At 54.1% G+C, this 22735-nt stretch carries 23 protein-coding genes; 22 read left to right on the forward strand and 1 reads right to left on the reverse strand.

Annotation, left to right across the window (positions count from 1 at the left end):
- Positions 1–26 precede the first annotated feature (26 nt).
- From OZ428_RS12760 to terL, 20 genes are all read left to right on the forward strand, one after another.
- Entirely contained in the window at positions 27–359 is a 333-nt protein-coding gene (locus OZ428_RS12760) for a hypothetical protein (RefSeq protein ID WP_269133577.1), read from the forward strand.
- Positions 352–561 carry a hypothetical protein gene (locus OZ428_RS12765; RefSeq protein ID WP_269133578.1) on the forward strand — a complete coding sequence of 70 codons (210 nt, stop codon included), beginning with the start codon at positions 352–354 and terminating at the stop codon, positions 559–561. Before OZ428_RS12760 ends, OZ428_RS12765 begins: the two co-directional genes overlap by 8 nt.
- The gene (locus tag OZ428_RS12770) at positions 558–1439 is read left to right on the forward strand and encodes a hypothetical protein (protein ID WP_269133579.1); all 882 of its coding nucleotides are present in this window, start codon (positions 558–560) and stop codon (positions 1437–1439) included. Before OZ428_RS12765 ends, OZ428_RS12770 begins: the two co-directional genes overlap by 4 nt.
- A 70-nt stretch (positions 1440–1509) precedes the next feature.
- A complete protein-coding gene (locus OZ428_RS34670; protein ID WP_442964822.1) occupies positions 1510–1761 on the forward strand; it encodes a phage protein in 252 nt (83 codons plus the stop codon).
- 10 nt (positions 1762–1771) lie between these two features.
- Positions 1772–2047, forward strand: coding sequence for a DUF5476 domain-containing protein (locus tag OZ428_RS12775; RefSeq protein WP_269133580.1), 276 nt, complete (start codon positions 1772–1774; stop codon positions 2045–2047).
- 10 nt (positions 2048–2057) lie between these two features.
- Entirely contained in the window at positions 2058–2318 is a 261-nt protein-coding gene (locus OZ428_RS12780; RefSeq protein WP_269133581.1) for a hypothetical protein, read from the forward strand.
- Between the two features lie 10 nt (positions 2319–2328).
- On the forward strand, positions 2329–3954 hold the full coding sequence (locus OZ428_RS12785) for a portal protein (RefSeq protein ID WP_269133582.1): 1626 nt from the start codon (positions 2329–2331) through the stop codon (positions 3952–3954).
- Positions 3955–4035: 81 nt separating this feature from the next.
- Positions 4036–4902, forward strand: coding sequence for a capsid assembly protein (locus OZ428_RS12790; RefSeq protein WP_269133583.1), 867 nt, complete (start codon positions 4036–4038; stop codon positions 4900–4902).
- Positions 4903–5043: 141 nt separating this feature from the next.
- Positions 5044–6081, forward strand: a complete 1038-nt coding sequence (locus tag OZ428_RS12795; RefSeq protein ID WP_269133584.1) for a hypothetical protein — start codon at positions 5044–5046, stop codon at positions 6079–6081.
- A gap of 82 nt (positions 6082–6163) precedes the next feature.
- The gene (locus OZ428_RS12800; RefSeq protein WP_269133585.1) at positions 6164–6757 is read left to right on the forward strand and encodes a hypothetical protein; all 594 of its coding nucleotides are present in this window, start codon (positions 6164–6166) and stop codon (positions 6755–6757) included.
- A 17-nt stretch (positions 6758–6774) separates the two neighbouring features.
- Positions 6775–9144 carry a phage nozzle protein gene (locus OZ428_RS12805; protein ID WP_269133586.1) on the forward strand — a complete coding sequence of 790 codons (2370 nt, stop codon included), beginning with the start codon at positions 6775–6777 and terminating at the stop codon, positions 9142–9144.
- A gap of 47 nt (positions 9145–9191) precedes the next feature.
- A complete protein-coding gene (locus OZ428_RS34675) occupies positions 9192–9635 on the forward strand; it encodes a phage protein Gp13 family protein (RefSeq protein WP_442964823.1) in 444 nt (147 codons plus the stop codon).
- A 10-nt stretch (positions 9636–9645) separates the two neighbouring features.
- On the forward strand, positions 9646–10218 hold the full coding sequence (locus OZ428_RS12810; RefSeq protein ID WP_269133587.1) for a virion core protein, T7 gp14 family: 573 nt from the start codon (positions 9646–9648) through the stop codon (positions 10216–10218).
- Positions 10215–12419, forward strand: coding sequence for a hypothetical protein (locus tag OZ428_RS12815; RefSeq protein ID WP_269133588.1), 2205 nt, complete (start codon positions 10215–10217; stop codon positions 12417–12419). Before OZ428_RS12810 ends, OZ428_RS12815 begins: the two co-directional genes overlap by 4 nt.
- 17 nt (positions 12420–12436) lie before the next feature.
- Positions 12437–16486: a transglycosylase SLT domain-containing protein gene (locus tag OZ428_RS12820; RefSeq protein ID WP_269133589.1), complete on the forward strand. Its 4050-nt coding sequence runs from the start codon at positions 12437–12439 to the stop codon at positions 16484–16486.
- A 71-nt stretch (positions 16487–16557) separates the two neighbouring features.
- Positions 16558–18453, forward strand: coding sequence for a phage tail fiber domain-containing protein (locus tag OZ428_RS12825; RefSeq protein WP_269133590.1), 1896 nt, complete (start codon positions 16558–16560; stop codon positions 18451–18453).
- Between the two features lie 14 nt (positions 18454–18467).
- Positions 18468–18671: a type II holin gene (locus tag OZ428_RS12830; RefSeq protein WP_269133591.1), complete on the forward strand. Its 204-nt coding sequence runs from the start codon at positions 18468–18470 to the stop codon at positions 18669–18671.
- Positions 18671–18922 (forward strand): hypothetical protein, encoded by a 252-nt coding sequence (locus tag OZ428_RS12835; RefSeq protein ID WP_269133592.1) that lies wholly within the window; start codon positions 18671–18673, stop codon positions 18920–18922. Before OZ428_RS12830 ends, OZ428_RS12835 begins: the two co-directional genes overlap by 1 nt.
- A 271-nt stretch (positions 18923–19193) precedes the next feature.
- The gene (locus OZ428_RS34680) at positions 19194–19346 is read left to right on the forward strand and encodes an Rz1-like spanin outer membrane subunit (protein ID WP_442964834.1); all 153 of its coding nucleotides are present in this window, start codon (positions 19194–19196) and stop codon (positions 19344–19346) included.
- A 56-nt stretch (positions 19347–19402) separates the two neighbouring features.
- Positions 19403–21163, forward strand: a complete 1761-nt coding sequence (gene terL, locus OZ428_RS12845) for a phage terminase large subunit (protein ID WP_269133595.1) — start codon at positions 19403–19405, stop codon at positions 21161–21163.
- A 63-nt stretch (positions 21164–21226) separates the two neighbouring features.
- Here terL and OZ428_RS12850 read toward each other — a convergent pair whose 3' ends face one another.
- A complete protein-coding gene (locus tag OZ428_RS12850; RefSeq protein WP_269133596.1) occupies positions 21227–21778 on the reverse strand; it encodes a hypothetical protein in 552 nt (183 codons plus the stop codon).
- Positions 21779–21990: 212 nt separating this feature from the next.
- Between OZ428_RS12850 and OZ428_RS34685 the strand changes: the two genes are divergently transcribed.
- Together OZ428_RS34685 and OZ428_RS12855 are read left to right on the forward strand one after the other, a co-directional pair.
- A complete protein-coding gene (locus tag OZ428_RS34685) occupies positions 21991–22152 on the forward strand; it encodes a gp19.5 family protein (RefSeq protein WP_442964835.1) in 162 nt (53 codons plus the stop codon).
- Between the two features lie 41 nt (positions 22153–22193).
- Positions 22194–22715 carry a hypothetical protein gene (locus tag OZ428_RS12855; protein ID WP_269133597.1) on the forward strand — a complete coding sequence of 174 codons (522 nt, stop codon included), beginning with the start codon at positions 22194–22196 and terminating at the stop codon, positions 22713–22715.
- The last annotated feature ends 20 nt before the right edge of the window (positions 22716–22735 follow it).

A 22735-nucleotide genomic window follows, 5' to 3' on the forward strand; every position in this document is an offset into this window, starting at 1 on the left:
CTTTTGTCATTTAAGGAGGTTTTCAAATGGCTGTAACTCTTAACCTGCAACACACCTTTAACACCCGTGTCGTGCTGTCCACCCAGGATATCCAAGACGTTCGGGACGGTATTCAAGAAGCACGTTCTCGCTTGGCGCTTATGACTGCGAGTAAGGACAGCAAGAAAGCAGCGGCGGCACGAGCGGGGATCAAGCGCGCAGACGATGCGCTCTCTCTACCTGATGAAGAAATGTGCGTTCTGATGCTTCGTGATGCCTTCAAGACCGGCCTAAAGGAAGAGCTGGGCAGCTCGTTGAAAGGTCTGTTTGTCACCCGCATGTCGCCAGTGAAAACCACTGTGGTAGTGCCGAATGAGTGAGTACCTACGAACTCTGTACGCAATCAAGAAGGAAGCCCGCACATACCAATCGGACTTCTACCGCAAGAACGCTGCATTGGTCTCCGAAGCTGCCTCCCGTGGGCATATTTCTTGTGTGTCTACTTCTGGCCGCAACATGGGCTATTGGTCGCTGACCACAAAGGGCCAACTGTTCCTGAGTGAACACGGCGGTGCTGTATGACTGCTCGTATAGGCGTAGCCCTGGACATGGACTTCCTGATTTTCTCCGCGCTTTCTGCAAGTGAGAATGAAGTGGATTGGGGTGACGATGTTTGGTCCCTTGAGTGCGACCACAAGAAGGCACGGAGCATCCTGGCAGGCACAATCAAGACCATCCTTTCGGACATCGAACGGGCCTTGAAGAAGGGTAATAAGAAGCCCTTTGAGCTTATCCCGCTGTGCATCGTTTCCGGTGCCGACAACTGGCGTAAGGAAGTCCTTGAGACCTACAAAGCGAACCGCAAAGGTAAGCGTAAGCCGGTGGGTTACCCTGCGTTTGTAGAGGCCTGTATGCAGTACTACGGCCCCGAGCGAGCCTTTAAGTGGGACGGTGTGGAAGGGGACGATGTTTGCGGGATCCTATCGACCAAGCCCGAGCTTGCAGGCTGCGACCGGGTGGTGACTGTGAGCTGTGACAAGGACTTTAAAACGGTCCCTGGAATGTTCCTACATCTGACCACAGGTGAGTTTTTGCGGGTCACCGAGGCCCAGGCAAACGACTGGCACATGTACCAAACCTTGATGGGTGACACTACGGACGGTTATACGGGTATTCCAGGCCTTGGCCCAGAGAGTGCCCGACAGTTCCTTGATGCGCCTCAGTTCTTCTACCCCGCAACGAAGGTCATGAAGTCCGGCCCGCGTAAGGGGCTGGAAGTGGAATATTGGGCTTCTCGTGAACCTGAGGGAGAAACCCTATGGGAATGCATGGTCTCCCTGGCGAAGTCCAAGGGCATGACTGAGGGTGAACTTCTTGTTCAAGCCCAGGTTGCTCGGATTCTTCGCGCTTCCGATTGGGACTTTGAAAACAGCAAGCCAATTCTTTGGCAGCCAAGTTAAAAGCCCTCACTATTGGCAGCAGGGGCCCTCCCTGATTACTTTAAGACCATCTCTAAGATAAGGAGGTCCTTTGCTTCATGTTATTCAAGAAGTATTGAATGACCCGGAAAATATCCCGGATATACCCAACGCTTCAGCGCAATACTTAATGGTCCGTTGTAACTACGCGTACCTTCAGCGAACGGGGGTTATTGATGATCTTCGTAAGGCTGGTTACTCCGAACAATACATTCTTGGGTTTGTTGATGGTGTGGGCTCTTTGCCTGAACTGTGTGAACTCATGATGTCCCAACGTAACGCAACTAATGAGAATGACGACTAAGGAGGATTGAATGTGTTTTAAGTCCAAGGTCAAGACGCCAAAGCAAGACCCTAACGCGATCAACGCGCCCGCCCCTGTGAATCTCGAAGAGCCTAAAGGCATTGAGTTTGGGGCGGATGTCAGTAAGGACGATGGTGGGGAAAACGATGGCATCGGAAGTTTGAAAGTCCCAAAGGGCTCTAAGGATACCGGCGACGGCTCTTCTACAGCGTCCGTAAAGGCTCCTGCTTCGACCACCAAGAAATCTAACACCGCCGTAAAGCGGGCCCTTCAACGTACAACATAAGGAGGTCTATATGGGTTTTCTCAAAAAGGCATTCAAAAAAGTAGTAAAGGTCGTATCCAATCCTTTGGGCGGTGGTGATGACAAGAAGGCGCCTGACGTAGTCGCACCGGAAGCCCCCGCACCGGCCCCGGCTGCTGTCGTTGAAGCTCCAAAGAATGACGACAACGTAGACGACGACGCAGACACCGAAGCAGCAAAACGAGCCGCCAAGGCTAAAGGTAAACGAGGGCTCTCCGTAGCTCGCAGCCAGGGGACCGGTCTGAACGTATAAGGAGGTCTATATGGCCTCTACGGCTCGAACTGGTCTGGGGGAGGAAAGTGCAGTTGCAGCCTACAACCGGCTGAAGAACGACCGACAACCCTACGAGACCCGCGCTGAAAACTGCGCAAAAGTCACCATCCCCTCGCTGTTCCCTAAGTCCTCTGATAACGCCTCTACCAACTACACGACACCGTGGCAGGCTGTGGGCGCGCGAGGGCTAAACAACCTCTCCGCAAAAGTAATGCTTGCTCTGTTCCCGCTGCAAAGCTGGATGAAGCTGAAGGTTTCTGAGTGGCAGGCAAAGCAACTTGTAGCAGATCCGCAGCAACTTGCTGTTGTTGAGCAGGGCTTGGGAATGGTCGAGCGCATCTTGCTTAGCTACATGGAATCGAACAGCTACCGGGTCACGCTCTTTGAGCTGATTCGACAGCTTGCGCTCGCTGGGAATGGTTGCCTGTATCTCCCACCGCCTGATGATTCAGACACGGGCTACAACCCCATGAAGCTCTACCCGCTGCCATCTTATGTGGTTCAGCGTGACGCCTTCGGGAACGTCCTACAGATCGTCACCTTGGATAAAGTCGCCTATGCGGCACTGCCTGAGGATGTCCGTAATGCCCTGTCTACTGAAGGCGAAACCAAGCCAGAGGAAGAGATTGAAGTCTACACACACGTTTACCTCGACGAAGAGTCGGGAGACTACCTGAGCTATCAGGAAGTGAAAGGCGTGGAGATTGAGGGCACAGACGGCCAATACCCTCGGGAAGCTTGCCCCTGGATCCCTGTGAGATGGACCAAGCGAGATGGCGAGCATTATGGCCGGTCGCATTGCGAGGAATACTTGGGCGACTTGACTTCATTGGAGAACCTCCACGAAGCCATGATTAAGTTCTCAATGATTGCTTCTAAGGTGGTCGGATTGGTGAACCCAAACGGCTCCACCCAGGTCCGGCGATTGACCAAGGCCCAGACGGGCGACTTCGTAGCGGGCCGTAAGGCTGATATCGAATTCTTGCAGCTTGAAAAGACGGCTGACTTCTCGGTAGCTAAATCCGTAGCGGATGCCATTGAGGGCCGTTTGGCCTATGTCTTCATGCTCAACTCGGCGGTTCAACGATCCGGGGAGCGCGTGACGGCTGAAGAGATTCGGTATGTGGCGAGCGAGCTGGAAGACACCTTAGGTGGCGTCTACTCGATTCTCTCCCAGGAACTGCAATTGCCGATTGTTCGGATTCTGCTTACCCAGCTACAAGCAACTGCCCAGATTCCAGACATGCCCAAGGAGGCCGTAGAGCCTACCGTTAGCACGGGCTTGGAAGCGCTGGGCCGGGGACAGGACTTGGACAAACTCCAACAGTTCTTTACCGGGCTTCAAGCAATCGCACCGTTAGCTCAAGACCCCGATATCAACATGAGTAACCTCAAGATCCGCTTGGCTAACGCTATCGGCATGGATACCTCTGGTCTTCTTCTCACGGACGCCGACAAGGCCAAGCGTCAAGCAGAAGCGATGGTCGCTCAAGGTGGTCAGCAAGCGGCAGCAGGAATGGGCGCAGGGCTTGCAGCACAGGCCACAGCATCCCCCGAGAACCTACAAAGTGCTATGGATGCAACAGGCGTCGAAATGGCCCCGGTAGGCTCTTAATTTAAAACCCTCACTATTGCGAACGGATAACTTCTTTCGGGAATTCCGTTCGCCTTAAATTTGCCTCTAAAGGAGAACTTAATGTCCGCTGATGTATATGCAAGCTTTGGTGTTAACAACGCCGTTATTAGCTCTAACGATATTTCCGAGCATGAACAAAACATGCTTGCTCTGGATGTAAGCGCCCGTGATGGTGACGATAGCCTGGAACTGCATGGCCCTGAGCAAGAAGAGCCCCTTGAGCAAGAAGAGCAAGAGGAAGAGGAAGAACAAGAGCCCGACGAGCAAGAAGAAGGGGAGGAAGGTGAAGAGACTGAAGGAGACGGCTTTACGCCTCTTGGTGAGCCCACAGAGGAACTCACGAAGGCCTCCGCACAGATTGACGAATATGCAGCGGGCTTGGATCAGATGCGCGCACAGGCTGTTAAAGCTGGCCTCCCCGAAGTCGTAGCTGAACGTATCGAGTCGGAATACGAAGCAAACGGTAAGTTGTCGGAAGACTCTTACGTTGAACTCGAAAAGGTCGGCTATTCCCGTGGCTTCGTAAATAGCTTCATGCAGGGTCAAGAGGCGCTCGCGGATACTTTCGTGAGTAAGATCATGGACTTTGCAGGCGGCAAAGAGCAGTTTCAGCGAATCTGCAAGCATCTACAAGCTAACAGCCCCGACGCGGCCGAAATGCTGGCCGACGCGATATCTCGACAAGACCTTGGCGCTATCCGCACGACCATTAACCTTGGCATGGCAAGTCAGACTAAGAAGTTCGGAAAGAGTCCATCCCGTACTTTGAACCGTCGAGCTGCTGCGCCTGCTGGTCGAAGCGTAGCGGGCCCAGAGGGCTACAGTTCCCAAGCTGAAATGATCAAGGATATGGGCTCTCGTGAATATCGCGAAGACGCTTCTTTCCGAGCAAAAGTTGAAGCCCGTGTAGCGGTTTCTAACTGGTAAACAAAACCCCTCACTATTAGCAACAGACAACATAGACCCGCAAGTTCCTTTCGACTTCGAGAGGGGGCGGTTTGTGCCTGTCCGCTTATCCCTAACTTTTCCAAAGAGGAAATAAAGAACTAAATACAAGGAGGCTTATTAATGGCAAATGCAAAAGGTGGTCAACAAGTAGGTGCTAACCAGGGCAAGGGTCAATCCCCAGCCGATAAACTGGCTCTGTTTCTGAAGGTTTTTGGTGGTGAAGTTCTAACCGCATTTATGCGCCGAGCTGTGACTATGGATAAACATATGGTCCGCACCATTCAGAACGGCAAGTCTGCTTCCTTCCCAGTAATGGGCCGGACTGGCGGTTACTACTTGGCACCGGGTGAAAGCCTGGATGACAAGCGCGGCGACATTAAGCACTCCGAAAAAGTGATTCAGATTGATGGTCTATTGGCTTCCGATGTACTGATTTATGACATCGAAGACGCCATGAACCACTACGACGTTCGGGCTGAATACTCGGCGCAACTGGGTGAGGCTCTGGCTATCGCTGCTGACGGCGCGGTACTGGCTGAGATGGCAGCTCTGTGCAACTTGCCAGCGGCCAATGACGAAAACATCGAAGGTTTGGGCAGTGCCTCGGTTCTGGGTGTGGGTAAAGCTGCTGACCTGTCGGACCCGGCAAAGTTGGGCCTTGCGATCCTGGCTCAGTTGACTATTGCCCGTGCGAAGCTGACCAAGAACTACGTTCCTGCTGCTGACCGCAAGTTCTACACCACGCCGGAAAACTACTCGGCAATCCTGGCCGCTCTGCTGCCTAACGCTGCGAACTTCTCGGCACTGACTGATCCAGAAACCGGCAACATTCGTAACGTGATGAGCTTCGAGGTTATCGAGGTTCCCCACCTGACGGCTGGTGGTGCCGGTGATGACCTGGCTGGTACTAACCGTAAGCATGCCTTCCCGGCTACTGCTGGCGGCGATGTGCGTGTAGCACTGGATAACGTTGTAGGTCTGTTCAACCACCGTTCGGCTGTCGGCACTGTGAAGTTGCGTGATATGGCTCTGGAACGCGCCCGTCGCTCCGAGTATCAAGCAGACCAGATCATCGGTCGCTACGCGATGGGTCACGGCGGCTTGCGTCCTGAGGCTGCGGGCGCTCTGGTGTTCGATCCAGCAACTAAAGCCAAGTAACGAACAAACAAACCCTTGGGGTCCTTAACGGGGCCTTGAGGGTTTTTTTTATGCACGCAAGGAGGAAGTAAGGAGGCTAATAATGTCGCGCTCTATTGAAGCAACACTTGAGTCTGACGAAGAACTTGGAGCCGTTAACGACATGCTCGCGGCTATCGGGGAAAGTCCCGTTAGTTCTCTCGAAGGTGACCCTAACGCAGACGTGGCTAACTGTCGGCGGATCTTGGCAAAGATTAATCGTGAGGTTCAGGCCAAAGGCTGGACGTTTAATATTGAGGAAGGGGCAACCCTTCTTCCTGATCAATTTTCGGGTCTTATAACGTATCTCTCCGACTACCTGAAGATTACAACCTCAGGTGGCTCGCTCTATGTGAATCGTGGTGGCTTTTTGTATGACCGCCAAGCTAAGACAGATGTTTTTAGAAGTCCGGTTACAGCAGACCTAATTCGACTTCGTGAATACAGCGAAATGCCTGAGTGTTTCCGCTCCTACATCGTCGCCAAGGCTGCAAGGAAGTTCAATATGAGCTTCTTTGGAGCCGGTGAGATTGAAGGGTCTTTAGCGGAAGAAGAGGCAACTCATTGGGCGAGTGTTCAAGAGTACGAGTTGGATTATGGGAATTTCAACATGCTTGACGGTGACGCTTTCGTAGGAGGCCAGATCGGACGGGGATAATTAACAGGGAGGGCTATATGGGTCTTGTTACACAAAGTATTAAGAACCTCAAAGGAGGTATTTCACAACAGCCAGATATTCTGCGCTTTAGCAATCAAGGCGAGTTCCAGGAAAACGGATGGTCCTCAGAAACGGAAGGACTCCAAAAGAGACCTCCCACAACCTTCCGAAAGCGTTTGGGGAACATTGGGATGTTCGGCGCGAAGCCTCTAATTCACCTCGTTAACCGGGATGAAAAAGAACAGTACTACATGGTTTTCACAGGCACCGGAATTAACGTAGTAGACCTGTTCGGTAACACATATGGGGTTCGTGGGTATGACGGCTATGCAAACTGCAATTTCCCACGAGATGACCTACGGCTAATCACCGTGGCGGACTACACGTTTGTCGTGAACCGCCTCAAGGTGGTCGAGTTGAATTCAACGATGACTCAGGCGGGCTACCCAGCTCTGACCAGTCGCGCCATAGTGAACGTTCGTGGCGGTCAATACGGGCGAACTCTCACGGTTAATGTCAACGGTGCAGTGGTGGCTAACGTGGTAATGCCCAACGGTAACGAGGTCTCCCAGGTTGCCCAGACTGACGCCCAGTTCATTGCTAACGCAATCGCCACTCAGGTGAACGCGACAGCCTTGTGGAAGGCCGAAGCGGGCCCCGGTTGGGTTCTAATCGAGCCTAAAGCGGCGGGGACTTTGATTGACAAAATCACCACAGCGGATGGCTACGCGAATCAGCTTATCTCCGCGTTCATCTATCAGGTTCAGACGTTCTCAAAGCTGCCCTTGCAGTGTAAAGACGGATACCTCGTAGAGATTACCGGCGAGGCCACACGGTCCGGTGATAACTATTGGGTCCGCTATGACGCAAAGGGCCAGGTCTGGAAGGAGACCGTTAAGCCTGGGATTATCGAAGGCTTCAAAGCTGAGACCATGCCCCACGGCCTTGTGCGTGCAGCGGACGGCCAGTTTGATTGGAAGGTACTTCCATGGGTGGGCCGGACCTCAGGGGACGACACAACGAACCCTATGAGTTCCTTTGTGGATTCGACGATTAACGACGTGTTCTTCTTTCGGAACCGCCTGGGGTTTCTCTCTGGCGAAAACGTGATCATGTCGAGAACCTCAAAATACTTCCACTTCTTCCCGGCGTCCGTAAGTGTCCTGAGTGATGACGACCCTATCGACGTGGCTGTATCCCACAACCGTATCTCTATCCTGAAGTACGCCGTTCCGTTCTCCGAACAGCTACTACTGTGGTCTGACCAAGCGCAATTCGTGCTGTCGTCTCAGGGGATCATGTCGAGTAAGACGATCCAATTGGACCTCACGACTGAGTTCGATGTGAGCGACGGTGCGCGCCCTTGGGGGATTGGGCGTGGGGTCTACTTCGCATCGCCTCGGGCGTCGTTCACCTCCATTAAGCGTTACTACGCGGTGCAGGATGTTTCCTCTGTGAAGTCTGCCGAGGACGTCGCCGCGCACATTCCAAGCTACGTGCCGAACACCGTGTACAACATTCATGGATCAGGGACGGAGAACTTCGTGTCGGTCCTTTCGGACTCGGCGGAACATCGGCTGTTCCTCTACAAGTTCCTTTACCTACGTGAAGAGCTGGTGCAGCAGGCGTGGTCTCACTGGACATTCGGGGATGACGTTCGGATTCTCGCGGCGGCTTCTATTGGGTCCTACATGTACCTGATTCTTGAGAGAGCCTTGGGCGTCACACTGGAACGCGTCGAGTTCACCAGCAACACCGTGGACTTCATTGAAGAGCCCTACAGGGGCTATATGGACATGAAGAAGGTAGCCAAGGTTACTCAGTACAACGAGGACTTGAACGAATCGTATCTGAACCTTCAGGACCTCTACGGCGGCTTCCCACACCTTACGACTGTGTTCTACACCTTGGACCAGCGGGGAGTCCTTGAGCGCCACGAGCCGGTGACCACGTGGGCAGCAGATGCCCGATTGATTCTCGTAGGGGATCGTCGGGAACAGACGTTTATCGTAGGCCAGGAATACGCGTTCCAATATGAGTTCAGTAAGTTCCTGATCAAGCAAACCGCCGACGATGGCACAAGCGCTACAGAAGACACTGGGCGGTTACAGCTTCGCCGCGCCTGGGTGAACTATGAGACCTCGGGGTTCTTTCAGGTCAACGTCAACAACGGCTCAACAGAGTACGTCTACCAGATGGCGGGTGGTCGCCTGGGCACAGAGGTTGTCCTTGGTTCGCTGATGCTGGGCACAGGGCAATTCAAGTTCCCGGTAACGGGTAATGCAAAGGTGCAGCGAGTCACCATCTACAGTTCCGCGCCGGTTCCCCTAAAGATCATCGGGGCGGGCTGGGAAGCTAACTATATGCGTCGTTCTGCTGGGGTGTAGCACCTCCAAAAGTCCTCACTATTACGAACAATAGGGAGGCTCAACGCATGCACAAAGTTAAGGCAACACACGGGGACCTATGGGCCGCATCTCACGACCTATCCGCTGGTGATCTTGCGGAGTTCCACTCGCTTCAATCTGGACGAACACCCTCTGACGTACTCCCTAAAGCTCTCGACGAAACCACACATGCAATCAAGTGTGGCGCTCTCGTGTTGGCCGTTGGTGGGCACGCGCAGGGGGTTGTTTGGTTCGTGACTACGAATGTCGTAGGGATGCTTAAGAAGTCCGAGCGATTCCGGTTCTACAGGATCCTTAAGGAACACTTGGCGCTTGTGAAAGACGAGCTACCCAACAACACACCACTGACCAATTGTGTGTCCGTGGACAATCACGCCCATATCCGCCTCTTGAAGTCGCTCGGTGCCACCTTTGATAAGGGGCATGTAATGAGCCCGGCTGGATGTAGGTTTCGTCAATTCTGGCTATAGGAGGTCACCAATGTGCGAACCGGTTTCTATTGGTTTGGCCGTGGTCGCTGTAGCTGGCGCAGCAATGGGAGCATCCGAACAAGCCAAGGCTAAAGGTGCTGCTACAGATGCCCAGCGCAAGAACCAACAGGAAATTATCAAGCAAGCAAACATGCAGGACGCGGACACGGCCTTAACGATGGTGGACAAGCGTGAAGAGGCCCAACGCCAACTCACCGAGGTCAACCTTCAGGCCATTCGCAATCGAGGGACCATCAACGCAGCGGTGGGGGAGTCCGGTATGTCTGGTAACTCTATTGACCGCATTCGCCGTTCGGCTGACAACGATGCATCCGCTGAGAAGATGAACATTACCGACAACTACAACCGTGACTACGCGGCAATCTTTCAGAACCGTGTTGGGGCTGTCGAGAATGCCCGGTCGGCTGTTCGTGGCGGTGGTGGTCAGGGGGCAAAGGTCAACAACATCGCGAACGCCTTGAACATCGTAGGGGCGGGTCTGGGAGGTTACGCAGCCGGCGGCGGTTTTTCCAAAGCCGCTCCGAAAGGCGCAGGCACACCACAAGGAGGACCGACTAAATGAATTCGATTGAACAGGCCTTAGGCCAATCGCAGCAGACCACAGCGAGACGTAAAGGCTTCACTGCGCAAGGTGGTGGTAACTTCCAGGCGCAGCGTCAGCTTAGTGACTACACGGGAAGTAACGGGTTTGCCGAAGGTATGGCGAGCTTCGTGAAGAGTTCGGGCGCTGCTTACGGAGCCCTTAGGGATCAACAGCAGCAAACAGCAGATGAACGCTCTAACGAAATTATCCGAAAGCTGAGCCCTGAGCAGCGCCGCGCGGCAATCGCTGACGGTACGTTGCTCTACAAAGACGACCCAGATGCAATGGACCAGCTACGGCTTAAGTCGGGCCGGAACGCTGCCTATCAGGTTGACTCCGAGATTCAGCAAGAGATACAGAAGGGCACCTTTCGCACCCGGAAGGACCTTGATGAATACCGACAGACCCGCATGGAGATGGTCAGCAAGAGTTACGCGGAAGACGCAGGTATTGACCCTAACGACTCGCTCTATCAGAAGGGCTTTAACACCGACATCACCAATCGTAACGCGGCGGTGTACGACCTCCACGGTCAATGGATCTCCAAAAACTATGAGGCTCAGTCGGTTGTTGAGACCAGAGCGGATACACAGCCGATGCTGGATGATCCGAAGGTTATGGCGAATCCTGCGAGCGCTCAATGGTTCTCTAACTACATCAACACTGGGCTTCAATCGGGTCTCTTCCCGAGCGACCACCACGCTATTCAAGCGATTCAGCAGGTGGCCTCGGAGGCGGTCAACAAGGAGGGCGGTACGACTCTCTTGGACAACCTGGGAGACCAGACGCTTAACGTCTATGGGGCGCAGTACAAGGTAAAGGACCTACTTGGCCCTGAGGTCTACGAGAACCTACGAGTCAAAGCTATGGGGACTGCCTACACGCGGGACTCCAAGCGCAACGAGACATTCCAGCTCGGTATCACCAACGCTATTAATCAGAGTGATCCTGCTGCTGGCTGGCAAATGCTCAACAAGTTGGAGCAGGGGAACGACTGGGTACAGGCTGGGCCAGAGATGACCCCGCAAAGGCAAATGCTGATCGACGCAAAGTCGCAGCTTTCTCACAAAGTCGCCCAAGCGTCACAGCAAGGACTGATGAAGCTTCAACAAGCTGCGCAGGCGGATAACCGACAACTCGTTATTGATGACGCGTACACGCGCCGTATGAATGGGGAGAACGTCTCGGTGGATCCGAAGTTTCTTCCTGTTAACGAGAACACCGGTGAGATGAAAGCGAGTGACATGGCGACCTACGCAGCTAAGAAGCTGAATCAGGTAGACGCCTTGCAGATTCCCGACGAACAGAAAGACGCCATGAAGGTTTCCTTGCTTCGAGCTGACTACGACAAGGGGCCTTTTCAGGCCGCATTCGGGACACTCATTACGGACGCATCTCGGGAATGGCAGGGCGCGTTAATCAGTCCTGAACCAGCAGGTGACATGCCACGGCTCAAGGAGCTTCAACGCGCTTACCAAGCGGACCCGGCGACTATCTCCCAGCTCTTCCCGGATCAAGCAGGACTCTTGGAGAAGCTTCGTTACTCCGCTGAGTCGGGGATTGATCCGCAAGTTCTGATCGATGCTGAGAAGTCCAAAAAGGGTCTCTCCCAGGATGAACAGAAGTACCGGAATGAGCAGTGGGCATCCGTCAAGAACGACAGCAGCGCAAAGGAACTCAAGTTCTTACCGGGGGCTTTTGAAACCCAGGCAAGGGCCGTTTTCGATGCAGTCACCTTGCGCTCTGGGGATTCCAACGAGGCCTCCCGAGCTGTGTCCGATTACCTCAAGAAAACCACAGTGTCTTTCGTTGAGGACAACGGCTTTGCCAGTGCGGACAGTTTCCACGGAATGATTAGCAAACGGGACTTGATGGTAGACCCGAACGACTCCGCCTCTTGGGAAACCGGGAAGGCACACATTGACGAAACCATGCAGGCCCTACGTAAAGATTCCGAATGGGGGGCCGGTGGTTTGACTGTCGAGAGCAAAGGGGGAGTCCTCTACATCTCAAACATGATTGGTAAGCGCATGCGTATCAGCCGTGAAGACATGCAGAAGCACGCCCAAGAGAAAGCCGCTACAGCCCAACAGAAACGTTTCGATGACGGAGTTAAGAGCGCCCAGCGCATTAACGATTTGCACGAGCGTTGGATTCTGGGAGGTGCCCGCAAACAGTAATCACAAAGGAGAACACATTGAATAGCAAAGACGAATACGCACAGGTCCTGGCTAAAGGGACCCCCTACGACTCTATGATCCGCCAAGAGGCCGACCGCGAAGGTATTCCCTACGACTTCGCCCATAAGCTGATCTTCAACGAGTCGCGCTTTAAGACCGAGGCTAAGAGCCCAACAGGCCCGCTTGGGCTCGGACAGTTCACGGAGTTGACCGGCAAGGCATACGGCCTGATGTCCCCTGAGGATCGAATGGACCCCCAGAAGGCTATCCCGGCTGTCATGCGCCACCTTAAAGACCTCAAGGGGGCCTATGGCGGTGACTTACTGAAAGCTGCCCTCGCATACAACCAGGGCCAAGGCCGTCTCGGCGCTCCCCAGTTGGCGGCGTTTGATCAGGGCGACTTCTCCAAGATCAGCCATGAGGGTCAAACCTACATGCGCAACCTGCTGGACGTGTCCGGCGATAGCCCGTCTCGGAAGTACTTTGATTCTATGGAGGTGACCGATCCAGGCATTCACCCAAAGGCTAAAGCTGTAAGTTTTGAGGATGCCACTCAGGGGCTTACAGCCAACAACCCAATTCAAGTAGGTCAGGGTCTCCCAGGTCTTGGCGCCATGGGCATGAAGGGTGGTGAAGCCCCAGTGACCCAGCCCGATTACCTGTCGATGGCGAAGCCAGAAAAGACGTTCTTCGAGGGGACAGGGGACGCTACGAAAGCCTCTGTTATGACTTCCCCGATTCCCTCGATTCTGCGCTACGCCACTCAGGAAGCCGTGGACCCTTTGGAGTGGGTGAATCCTACAGACACCTCTTCGTGGACTCGCGATGACTTCGACATGATCCGCAAGGAGGGCGTAGACCCTCAGTACTTCGGTTTCATCATGGATTACTCGAAGGGCAAGCGAGCGAATCTCCCTCAGGCTATTGCGATGGCAAAGGAGAACGCCGGTTATGAGGCTCGAATCAACAGGGCAGGCACGGGGGCACAGATTGTCGGTGGGTTTATCTCTGCTGGTGTTGACCCGCTGACTTATGCGCCAATCCCAGGTACCACAGGGACCCGTTTGGTCTCCCGTATGGCTCAAGGCGCTGTGTATGGCAGTGCAGGCGCTGTTGCGTCCGAAGGACTACGTGAGGCGGCTACAGGTATCGAGGGGCACTACGGGACCGCTTTGGTCGGTGGCGCTCTCTTCGGCGCTGGTGCTACAGCTCTGTTTGACCGGGCGGCACAACGAGCCGTACAGCCAACCCGTGAGGAAGTCCCTGACGATCTCTTGGAGAAAACCTTGGCTATGCACGGTGAGTCGGCTCTACCTAACGAGCGGTTCGACTTGCACCCTGAAATGGAGAGCTTCGATAACAATCCTTTTGCGGGTCCTGCGATTCGCCTGGAAGCTCGTGAGACAGCCCGACAGACTGGCATGGATGACCCTTCCCGATTCCCTTGGTTGGCCGGTGAAGCCCCTGAGAACATCGGTGGGATTGATGTAGTACCGCACCCAAGCGAGCCGGGAGCCGTTCGCCTTCAAGACGGTTCCATCCTGTCTGCTTCAAACCCCCTGAACCCTATGACCCTTCGGGACGCTGAGCAATTCATGCCAACCGAGCAAGCAGCCAAAGGGGCCTCTATGGGCGGCTTTACAGAGATTGGCTACACGCTATTACGTTCTGAAAATGAAGCTGTGAGGAACATCGGTGGTCAGCTTTTCCGGTCACCGACAGGCACCGTAAGCGGATCTAACGGTAAGTTCGGGGCAACCGCTTCGGACATCATTGAGCGCACCGCATCTCAGGATCATGTCACTTACAACAAGATGTCGGAACAGCTCTTGGAAGCCATTAAGGACCCTCAGTTTGCTACGCAGGCAGGGGGCCGACAGGCTCACATGGACATGGTTAACCGTCGTGTTGCTGAAGCTATTGAGGACTCCACGGGGACCAAGGCAGCACAGTTGACCCCAGGTGAACGCAAGATGATGGAAACCGTAAGGGCTCACTACGACCGTAAAGCCGATTACCTTGCAGCGCCTGCCCAGTTTGGTAACCGGCATGCCCGAGCGATCCTCCCAGAGACTCGACACGCTGGCTCATACATTCCCAACGTCTACTCGACAGCGGCCAAGGCGCTACATCTTCGACGCTTCGGTGATCAGGAAGGCCTTCAGCATGCAATCTCTGAATCCTGGCTCGCCAGCTATGCAGCGAGGCCACATGTAAAGGCTCGTGTAGATAAGTTTCTGACGGATCAGGCAACCCGAGAGGGCCGCGTACTGGATCCCGCTGACCTGCAAGCCGCTGTCGAGGACTACGCCGCACGTAAGGCATTCGGTATCGCCAAGTCTGACGACTTCGACGGCTCTAACTTGCTGGCAGTGGGTGACCAAGGAAGCGTCCCCGGTAGCATGGGATTAGCCTCAAACAACTTCCTCGAAGGGCGTCACCTCTTTGATTCTGATATGGCGGTGCCACTCTCTGACGGGACCCAGTTCGCAGTGAACGACCTTCGCGAATTCGACCTGGGCCGGATTACTCCGAGCTATGACCGTCGCGTTAACGGTGACATTGGGATCATGGGGGCAACTGGGCGAACCACGGGGGAGTTGCTACACGACATCTCCAAGGTGAAAGCCTCCAGCAAGACCGAGAAAGCCGCCCTCGAAGAGTCCATAAAGATCCTCACGGGCCGGGCCCGTCGAGAGCCTGAAGGGGCGTTAGCGACCACGGCGCGGATTCTTTCAGACCTGGGCTTTGTCGCAAAGAACGCCTACATGGGTGTGCAATCAATCTCAGAGGTTGCGGGCATGATCACCAAGGGGCATACACGCATGCTTCTGAAGGGCGTCCCCTTGCTTCGTGATATGGCTCAATGGGGCTCCAAGATCAGCGCTAACGACCTTAAGGACATGCATTCAATGGTGTTTGGGCGTGAGCTGGATAACCACCTACGGCCTACACGCTCCGACATCATTGAGCGCCTTCGGGACCAAGCGGATGTAAACCCATTGATGGCAAGCGCTGTGGGAACAGCCAAGTACATCACTCAGGAAGTATCGGCGCGGTCCCCATTCACGAAGTTCCTCACAGAGTCTTCAAACTACATCGCAGACGCTGGCCGGTCGGGCGTTCTTTCGGACCTCGTAGATCACGTATTGGCTGGGCGGAAGTCGGGCCTATTCGAGCCGCAAAGACTCCACTCGATGTCTATCACTCCCGAACAATTCGAGGGGATCAAGGCTTCTATCCGTGAGCACATGGTTATGGGCAAGAACGGTAAATACACCATCAAGGACCGTGCAGCCCTTCAACGCGATCCACGGACAATGGACATGTGGCGGATGGGCGACAAGATCGCACACGAGACCATCCTGAGGCCTCACGCTCTTTCGTCTGCCGATACGGTGGCCTATGGGGCAGGGGTCAAGATGGCGATGCAGTTCAAGAACTTCACGATGCGCTCCGTCAACTCTCGGTTGGTGCGTGGCTATCACGATGCTACGAAGAATGGCCGTGCAATTGACCAGACGATGCAAGCGGTTCTCTCTACGGGCCTCGCTGTGTCTACCTACGTGGCGATGAAGTACAGCCAAGCGGCAGGCATGCCTAAGGACCAGCGTGAAGGGTTCTTGAAGAGTTCGCTTGATCCCAAGATGTTGGCCTATGCGGGCCTGTCCCGTAGCTCTCACATCGGCGCGCCGCTCGGGCTGCTGAATATCGTTGCGGCTCCTTTCGGATTCGACCAGGGCGCCGCTGTGCGCTCTTCGATCCTCCCACGAGGGGCCAAGGAGAAACCAGAGCAAGGCGCAATGAAGTACAGCCCTACACAGGACAAACGATACACCGGGTTCCTCGGGCGTGTTTCGGAACAGGTCCCGGCCATGGGCGTCTTGGCGAACGGCTATCAGACTGGCTACAACGCCTTCGGGGCTCTGGGCTCCGACTCTCGTAGAGCTGATCAGGAATACATGACCGGCGTTTTCAATGGCCTGCGCGGTCTCGTGCCCAACGATCCAGTAACTCAGAAGCTGTTGCTCATGATGATGGAGTCACAAGGCGTAGAGATTCGCTAAGACAAAACTACTCACTATTAGGACCCGGCTTACATAGCGGGTTTTCTTTTGCCTATTAAAAGGAGGGCGTTATGGCCGCACCAAAGACAGTCCTTATGTATCCGCTCGACGGATCGCGTAGGGACTTTGATGTACCGTTTGAGTATCTATCCCGAAAATTCGTAGTGCTAACCCTCGTGGGGGCTACTCGGCAAGTATTAACTGTGGGCTCGGAATACCGATTTGCAACAAAAAGGACCATCACGACAACGAAGGCGTGGGGCCCAGGTGACGGCTTCGAGAGCATCGAGGTTCGGCGCCTGACTTCAGCTACGGAACGCCTTGTGGACTTCTCTGATGGTTCGGTACTTCGTGCCTACGATTTGAACACCGCTCAAGTACAGTCGCTGCATATCGCTGAAGAGGCGCGGGACCTAACCGCCGACACTATCGCTGTGAATAACGATGGTGATCTTGACGCGCGCGGGCGCCGTATCGTGAATCTTGCGGATGCGACACAGCCGGACCACGCGGTAACTCTGCGCCAGGAACAGGCATGGGCTGCATCAACATTGGGCAACCGTAATGCCTCTGAGGATGCTCGGGACGCAGCGAAGGTTTCCGAGAGAAACTCGAAAGCGTCAGAGGACCGCGCCGTGACCGCTGAGACCAACGCTAAGAAATCAGAGGACAATGCTAAGGCTTCCGCCAAGGTTGCCACCGATGAGATTGCCAAGATTGATGGTCAGGTTGATGCGGCCAAGGGGCATTCTGATTCCGCCAAGGTTTCTGCTGATGCTGCACAGTCCTCTAACAACGCTGCTGGTCGGTACGCATCTACAGCGGGGGGCTTCGCTGGTCAGGCTGAGGCATCTAAAGGTTCTGCCGAGAAGTCCGCAAAGGACGCTGCCGACGCGGGTATCCAACTCGGTATGTCCATGTGGGGCTACCGTCCGCAACCCTTCAAGGGCTTCGCTGTAGATGACGGGCAGGAACTTGATCAGGCTGTCTATCCGGGTTTCGTGGCAGCTCTGAGAGCTGGACTATTCCCGGCAACTGATGAGGCGACGTGGCAGGCGAACCCTTGGGCGCGCGGTCACTTTGTACTTGACTCAAGCCCCGGCAAGTTCCGCATGCGGGACCTTAACGGTGCACAGCCGGGTTCGATTGGCGGTGTGTTTCAGCGCGGCGATAACGGTGTAGTAACGCAACCTGGCAACCGTCAGTGGAGGCCTTACATTTTTCGCGATCAACTCCAAGAACACAGGCACATCACGTCCGAGCGGTTCTATGGAGACGCTGCGGATGCTTGGGCAGGCGGTGTGCCCGGTGCTGAAAACGTACAGAACCCGACAAACGCCCATGGCGGGCAAAGTGGTGTTGGACCGGGCTTTCCCATCAAGACTACCGGCATTATCACGGATAAGAAGATGGGGGCAGGTGGTGGTGCGTACGTAGAGCCTAACCCAGCACGACACGGCGCTGAGACCTACCCGGTTCATGTTACTGGTGCGTGGATGACTCGTCTGTTTGGGGTGATCACTCCTTTGGGCGCCGCTGAGGCTAACTCCTTAGCTACCTCCTATGCAGCATTGGCTGGCCGAATGTCCACCACTGAGGCGCGTGTGCAACTACTCATGGATGCCCACCGGATTAAGCCGAACAAGATGGAGGTAGTCCAGCTCAGTGACAGGTCGTTCGCTAACGGAACTCTGAACCCGCTGACAGACGACGCATTCAACTACACGTTCTTCTACGGTATCTATGGCGGCACCGTTGCAAACCGCACGGCGCTTTATGGCCTCCGTGAGCTTGCCAATATGCCTGTAGGCACGGTCATGTATTTGAGCGTAGCCCCTAACAGCTACATCGCGTGTCTCTTTGAGGACACCAACACGGCACAACGCCGAATGTTCAGAACTTCGTCCTTCGGTGCGAACAATGGGTTTAATGGCCTATGGGGTATGCGTGACGCTGCCCTTCAATAACAGGAGGATTCAAATTGAGTCTTGAAATTGACTTCACGCAGGGGGTGGTTCGCGCCACTCCCGTTGTGGCAGCGGCTGGTGCTGATGTAGCAAGTCGTTTTGCTGGTTTAACGATGTCCGATTGGTTTTATGCGGCGGCCATTATCTATTCACTAACTCAGACAGCACTGATCGTCTACAAGACCGTCAAGGAGGTCAAAGCAAAGGAGAAACCTTAATGTCAGAAAATGTACTTGAACAACTGCTGGAAGCTATCGATACAGAGAAAGCCCGATACATGCTTGCGGATCTTCGCAATGAAGAGAAGCGGACCCCACAGCTTTACAACGCCATCGAGAAATTGTTGGAGCGTCATAAATTCACCATTCAGCGGTTGAAGCCTGACGCATCGCTTTTGGGTGACTTGGCGTCCTCTCTGGATGCTGTGCGTGATCTTTCTGATGACGAACTTTACGGCACCACCCACTAAGCATTAAGGAGACCCATGGGAACAATCACCAAGATTTTCTTGGGGCTTGCCTGTGCCTGTTTGTTGGCTCTTGGGATCTATTCCAAGGGCTGGCATGACCGGGACATTAAAGCATCCAACGAGAAGGCCCAAGCGCAAATACAGTTCAACAGTAAACGGGAGGAAGAACGTGCAGCAACTCAAAAGGCTCTTAACGAAGTCTCGAAGAACTGGCAGGTCTACAGCGCGAACAGTAAAGGCATGGCTCAACGCACTATTGATAGGTTGCGTGATGACGGTATCAGGCTGTCAGTCAAGCTTGCAGATTCAACCGTCTGCAACGTCACAGGTAGTTGTGGACCCGTCAGTAATGGTAAAGCCGAACTACACCAAGACACTTCTCGATTTCTTATCGAGCAAGCCCAGCGCGCAGACGAACAAGTAAATGCGCTTCAACAAATTGTAAGGAGATTACAAGGAGAGAAAGAATAGGGAGGGCAATTGAATCAATCGGAAAAAGACATAGCTTTAATGAAAAGGTCCTTTGTGGCCTTTCTTTTTGTCCTCTGGGCAGCACTCAACTTACCCAAGCCAACACGATGTCAGATAGACATGGCGCGGGTCCTTTCCTCAGGGAAAGACAAACGGTTCATCCTTCAGGCCTTCCGAGGTATCGGGAAGAGTTTCATTACGTGCGCCTTCGTGGTGTGGAAGCTCTGGAATAACCCGGACCTGAAGTTCCTCATTGTGTCGGCCTCGAAAGAACGAGCGGACGCCAACAGCATCTTTATCAAACGGATCATTGATCTACTTCCGTTTCTGCATCACCTCAAACCGAACGCGAAGCAGCGGGATAGCTCCTTGAGCTTCGACGTGGGACCGGCCAAGCCCGACCACTCGCCGTCTGTGAAGTCCGTGGGTATCACCGGCCAACTTACCGGTTCCCGTGCAGACATCCTTATTGCGGATGACGTTGAGGTCCCAGGGAACAGCGCCACTCAGGCAGCTCGTGAAGCGCTGGCAACACTCGTTCAAGAGTTCGACGCGATCCTAAAGCCGTTGCCAGGGTCCCAGATTATCTACCTGGGCACGCCTCAAACCGAGATGACCCTTTATAGGTCCCTCGAAGATAAAGGCTACGTGACGACTATCTGGCCTGCGCGTTATCCCAAGGACCACAAGGACCTGGAGAGCTACGCACACGGTGCTGGTAGTAGGTTGGCCCCTATGCTTCTCAAGGAGCTTGAAGGTGACGACACGCTGTATTGGAAGCCTACAGACCCTGTACGGTTCGATGATACGGACCTACGGGAACGGGAGCTGTCCTACGGTAAAGGCGGCTTCGCACTTCAGTTCATGCTTAACCCGAACCTCAGTGATGCCGAGAAGTATCCGCTCAAGCTTCGTGACTTCATCGTGGGTCTGTTCTCAATGGACACCGCACCCACAACCCTTCAGTGGTTACCGAACACGGGGAACGAAGCCAAGGGGATTCCTAACGTCGGCCTTAAAGGTGACCGTTATCACCGCTATGAATCTGCTGGAGCCTCTACGGCTACCTACGGCGCTAAGATCCTGGCGATTGACCCAAGCGGGCGCGGTAAGGACGAAACGGGCTACGCAGTTCTGTACATGCTGAACGGCTACATCTACCTGATGGACTGGGGTGGGTTCCGTGGTGGTTACGACGACAAGACCTTGCAGGCCCTTGCCGATATCGGGAAGAAGTACAAGGTTAACGAAGTGGTCATTGAGGGTAACTTTGGTGACGGGATGTACGTGAAGCTGTTCAGCCCTGTGATGACCCGTACACACCGTTGTGCTGTCACTGAGGTGAAGTCGAAGGGCCAGAAAGAGCTACGTATATGCGACGTGTTGGAGCCCGTATTGGGTAGCCATAAGCTGTGTGTTCAAGAGTCGGTCATTGAGAAAGACTACCAGTCAGCTCTAAACCCTGACGGGACCACAGACGTTAAATACAGCGGCTTCTACCAGCTCACTCGGATCACGAAAGAGCGGGGCTCCCTTCTTCATGATGACCGCTTGGACGCCCTGGCGATTGGTGTTCAGTTCTTTACTGAAGCCATGGAGAAGGATTCCGAGGTAGGCGCCCAAGAGATGCTCGCAGACTTCCTTGAGGTTCAAATGGAAAACCCATTGCACGGCTATGAGTCGGCCATGTCCTTGACCATTGGCGGCGACATAACGATGTCCTGGGAGGACGATGCGGGCTCTGGAAGCTTCTTGGAATGGGGTAGGTAACAGCAACAAACACGAGGGGTCCTTAATGGGCCCCTTTATTTCAGAATTCGGATATAGAGCGGGTTAATGCTTGCCGTTGTAAGCTATCGGATCCTTGTCTATTCCAATGTCTGCACGGACGGTATTGATCATCGCAAGGGACTTCGCGCGGACCTCGGCCCATTCATAGTCGGCATTACCGTTGCTTATTTGTAGTAGTAGGTCCATAAGGCCATCGTAGGCGTCCATTACGGCTTGGGGCGCGAGCATTGCGAGATATCCGTAAGCTTTTAACCGTTGCTCATTGAATTCATCGAATCGAGCCTGGGCGGCCTCACCGACCAACCTACCGTCTTCATGCGTGTCGAGGGAGGCCAAAAGCCTTGCGACTATTTCGGCTACAGCTCTGTAGGTCAGTATCTTGTCGTTTTGAAAGCGGAGAGTATTTTCCTTTATAAGGTCAAGGCTGCGCTTGGTCTCCTCAAGCTCCTTGTTCAGCTTGTGGGTTTCCGTCATCAAAATCCGGCTTGCCCAGACCTTTCCCAGCCATGACGAGAGGGCCATGATGATTGCGCCACTACCTGCAATCGAGAGAAGTGCAGCCCCCAACAGCTCAAATATCTCAGTCACGCTCATTCTCCTTTGAGTAGTACATGAGTATGGCCTTGGGACACCATAGCTGGAAGCCCCGCGTATCAAAGCCTCCAAAACCCCTCACTATTAGGATAGGGGGCCTAAAGATATCCCCTTAAAGACCACTCGAAGACCCTCGGAGGTTTGGTGATTATGCTGATAAGCATCACCTCCAAAGGGCAGTCCTAAAGGAGCAAACAGGAATGAAGGAAGCTATGAGGGCCGTATGGCCGTCCCTTCGGATCCTGCTGACGCGCCGTGTCACCTACCGATTTCTTGCTTTACTCCTTGTCTCTCTCGGAGTTGTTCAAGGTGGTCCACTTGTCGAAACCTTTGGGGATGTCGTCTGTGTTCTACTTGGTGGCTGTGATGGGTGACCTTAGCGGGATTCTCGTAGGGATCTTAAGGACGAAGCTTGATGAAGCTGCTTAACGAAGAGAGCTATTTTTTCCACTACATGTACTCGCTCGACTTAGAAGCTGCACTTGATTCAATTAAGCTGATCAAGCGCTATAAGCGGCTGGACGTCAAATACGCTCTGCTGCGTGATATCACGGTGGCTTACATACGGCCTTTCTCAACGAACAGAGGTAGAAAGGGGAAGCACGAGCTTGGCGTTAAAGACGTCGTACCCAAGCACCTACGCGCTCTCCATGACGTTCTCTACAACCTGCGGAGCCAGCAGTTTGCACATACGGACCTCACCTTTTACGACCCGAAGTCAGTCATATACGGGGAGGGGCCTACGGGTCTGGTCTTCAATGGTTTCAGCTATGATGGGTTATTGGCAAGGCTCTCTGAAATTGAAGACCTTGTGAAAGCTGTAGAAAGCGTTGTGGTTGCTCGCATCAGGACATACGAAGCTGAAGGCGCGGACCTTCATCACGAATCAGCTATTAGAATTGATCCCGCCGTATCGAATCGGTGGGGCCTCCTTTGAGAATCTGACAGAAAAATCTG

Source organism: Pseudomonas sp. GXZC (assembly GCF_026967615.1).
GTDB classification, from domain to species: Bacteria; Pseudomonadota; Gammaproteobacteria; order Pseudomonadales; family Pseudomonadaceae; genus Aquipseudomonas; species Aquipseudomonas azotoformans_A.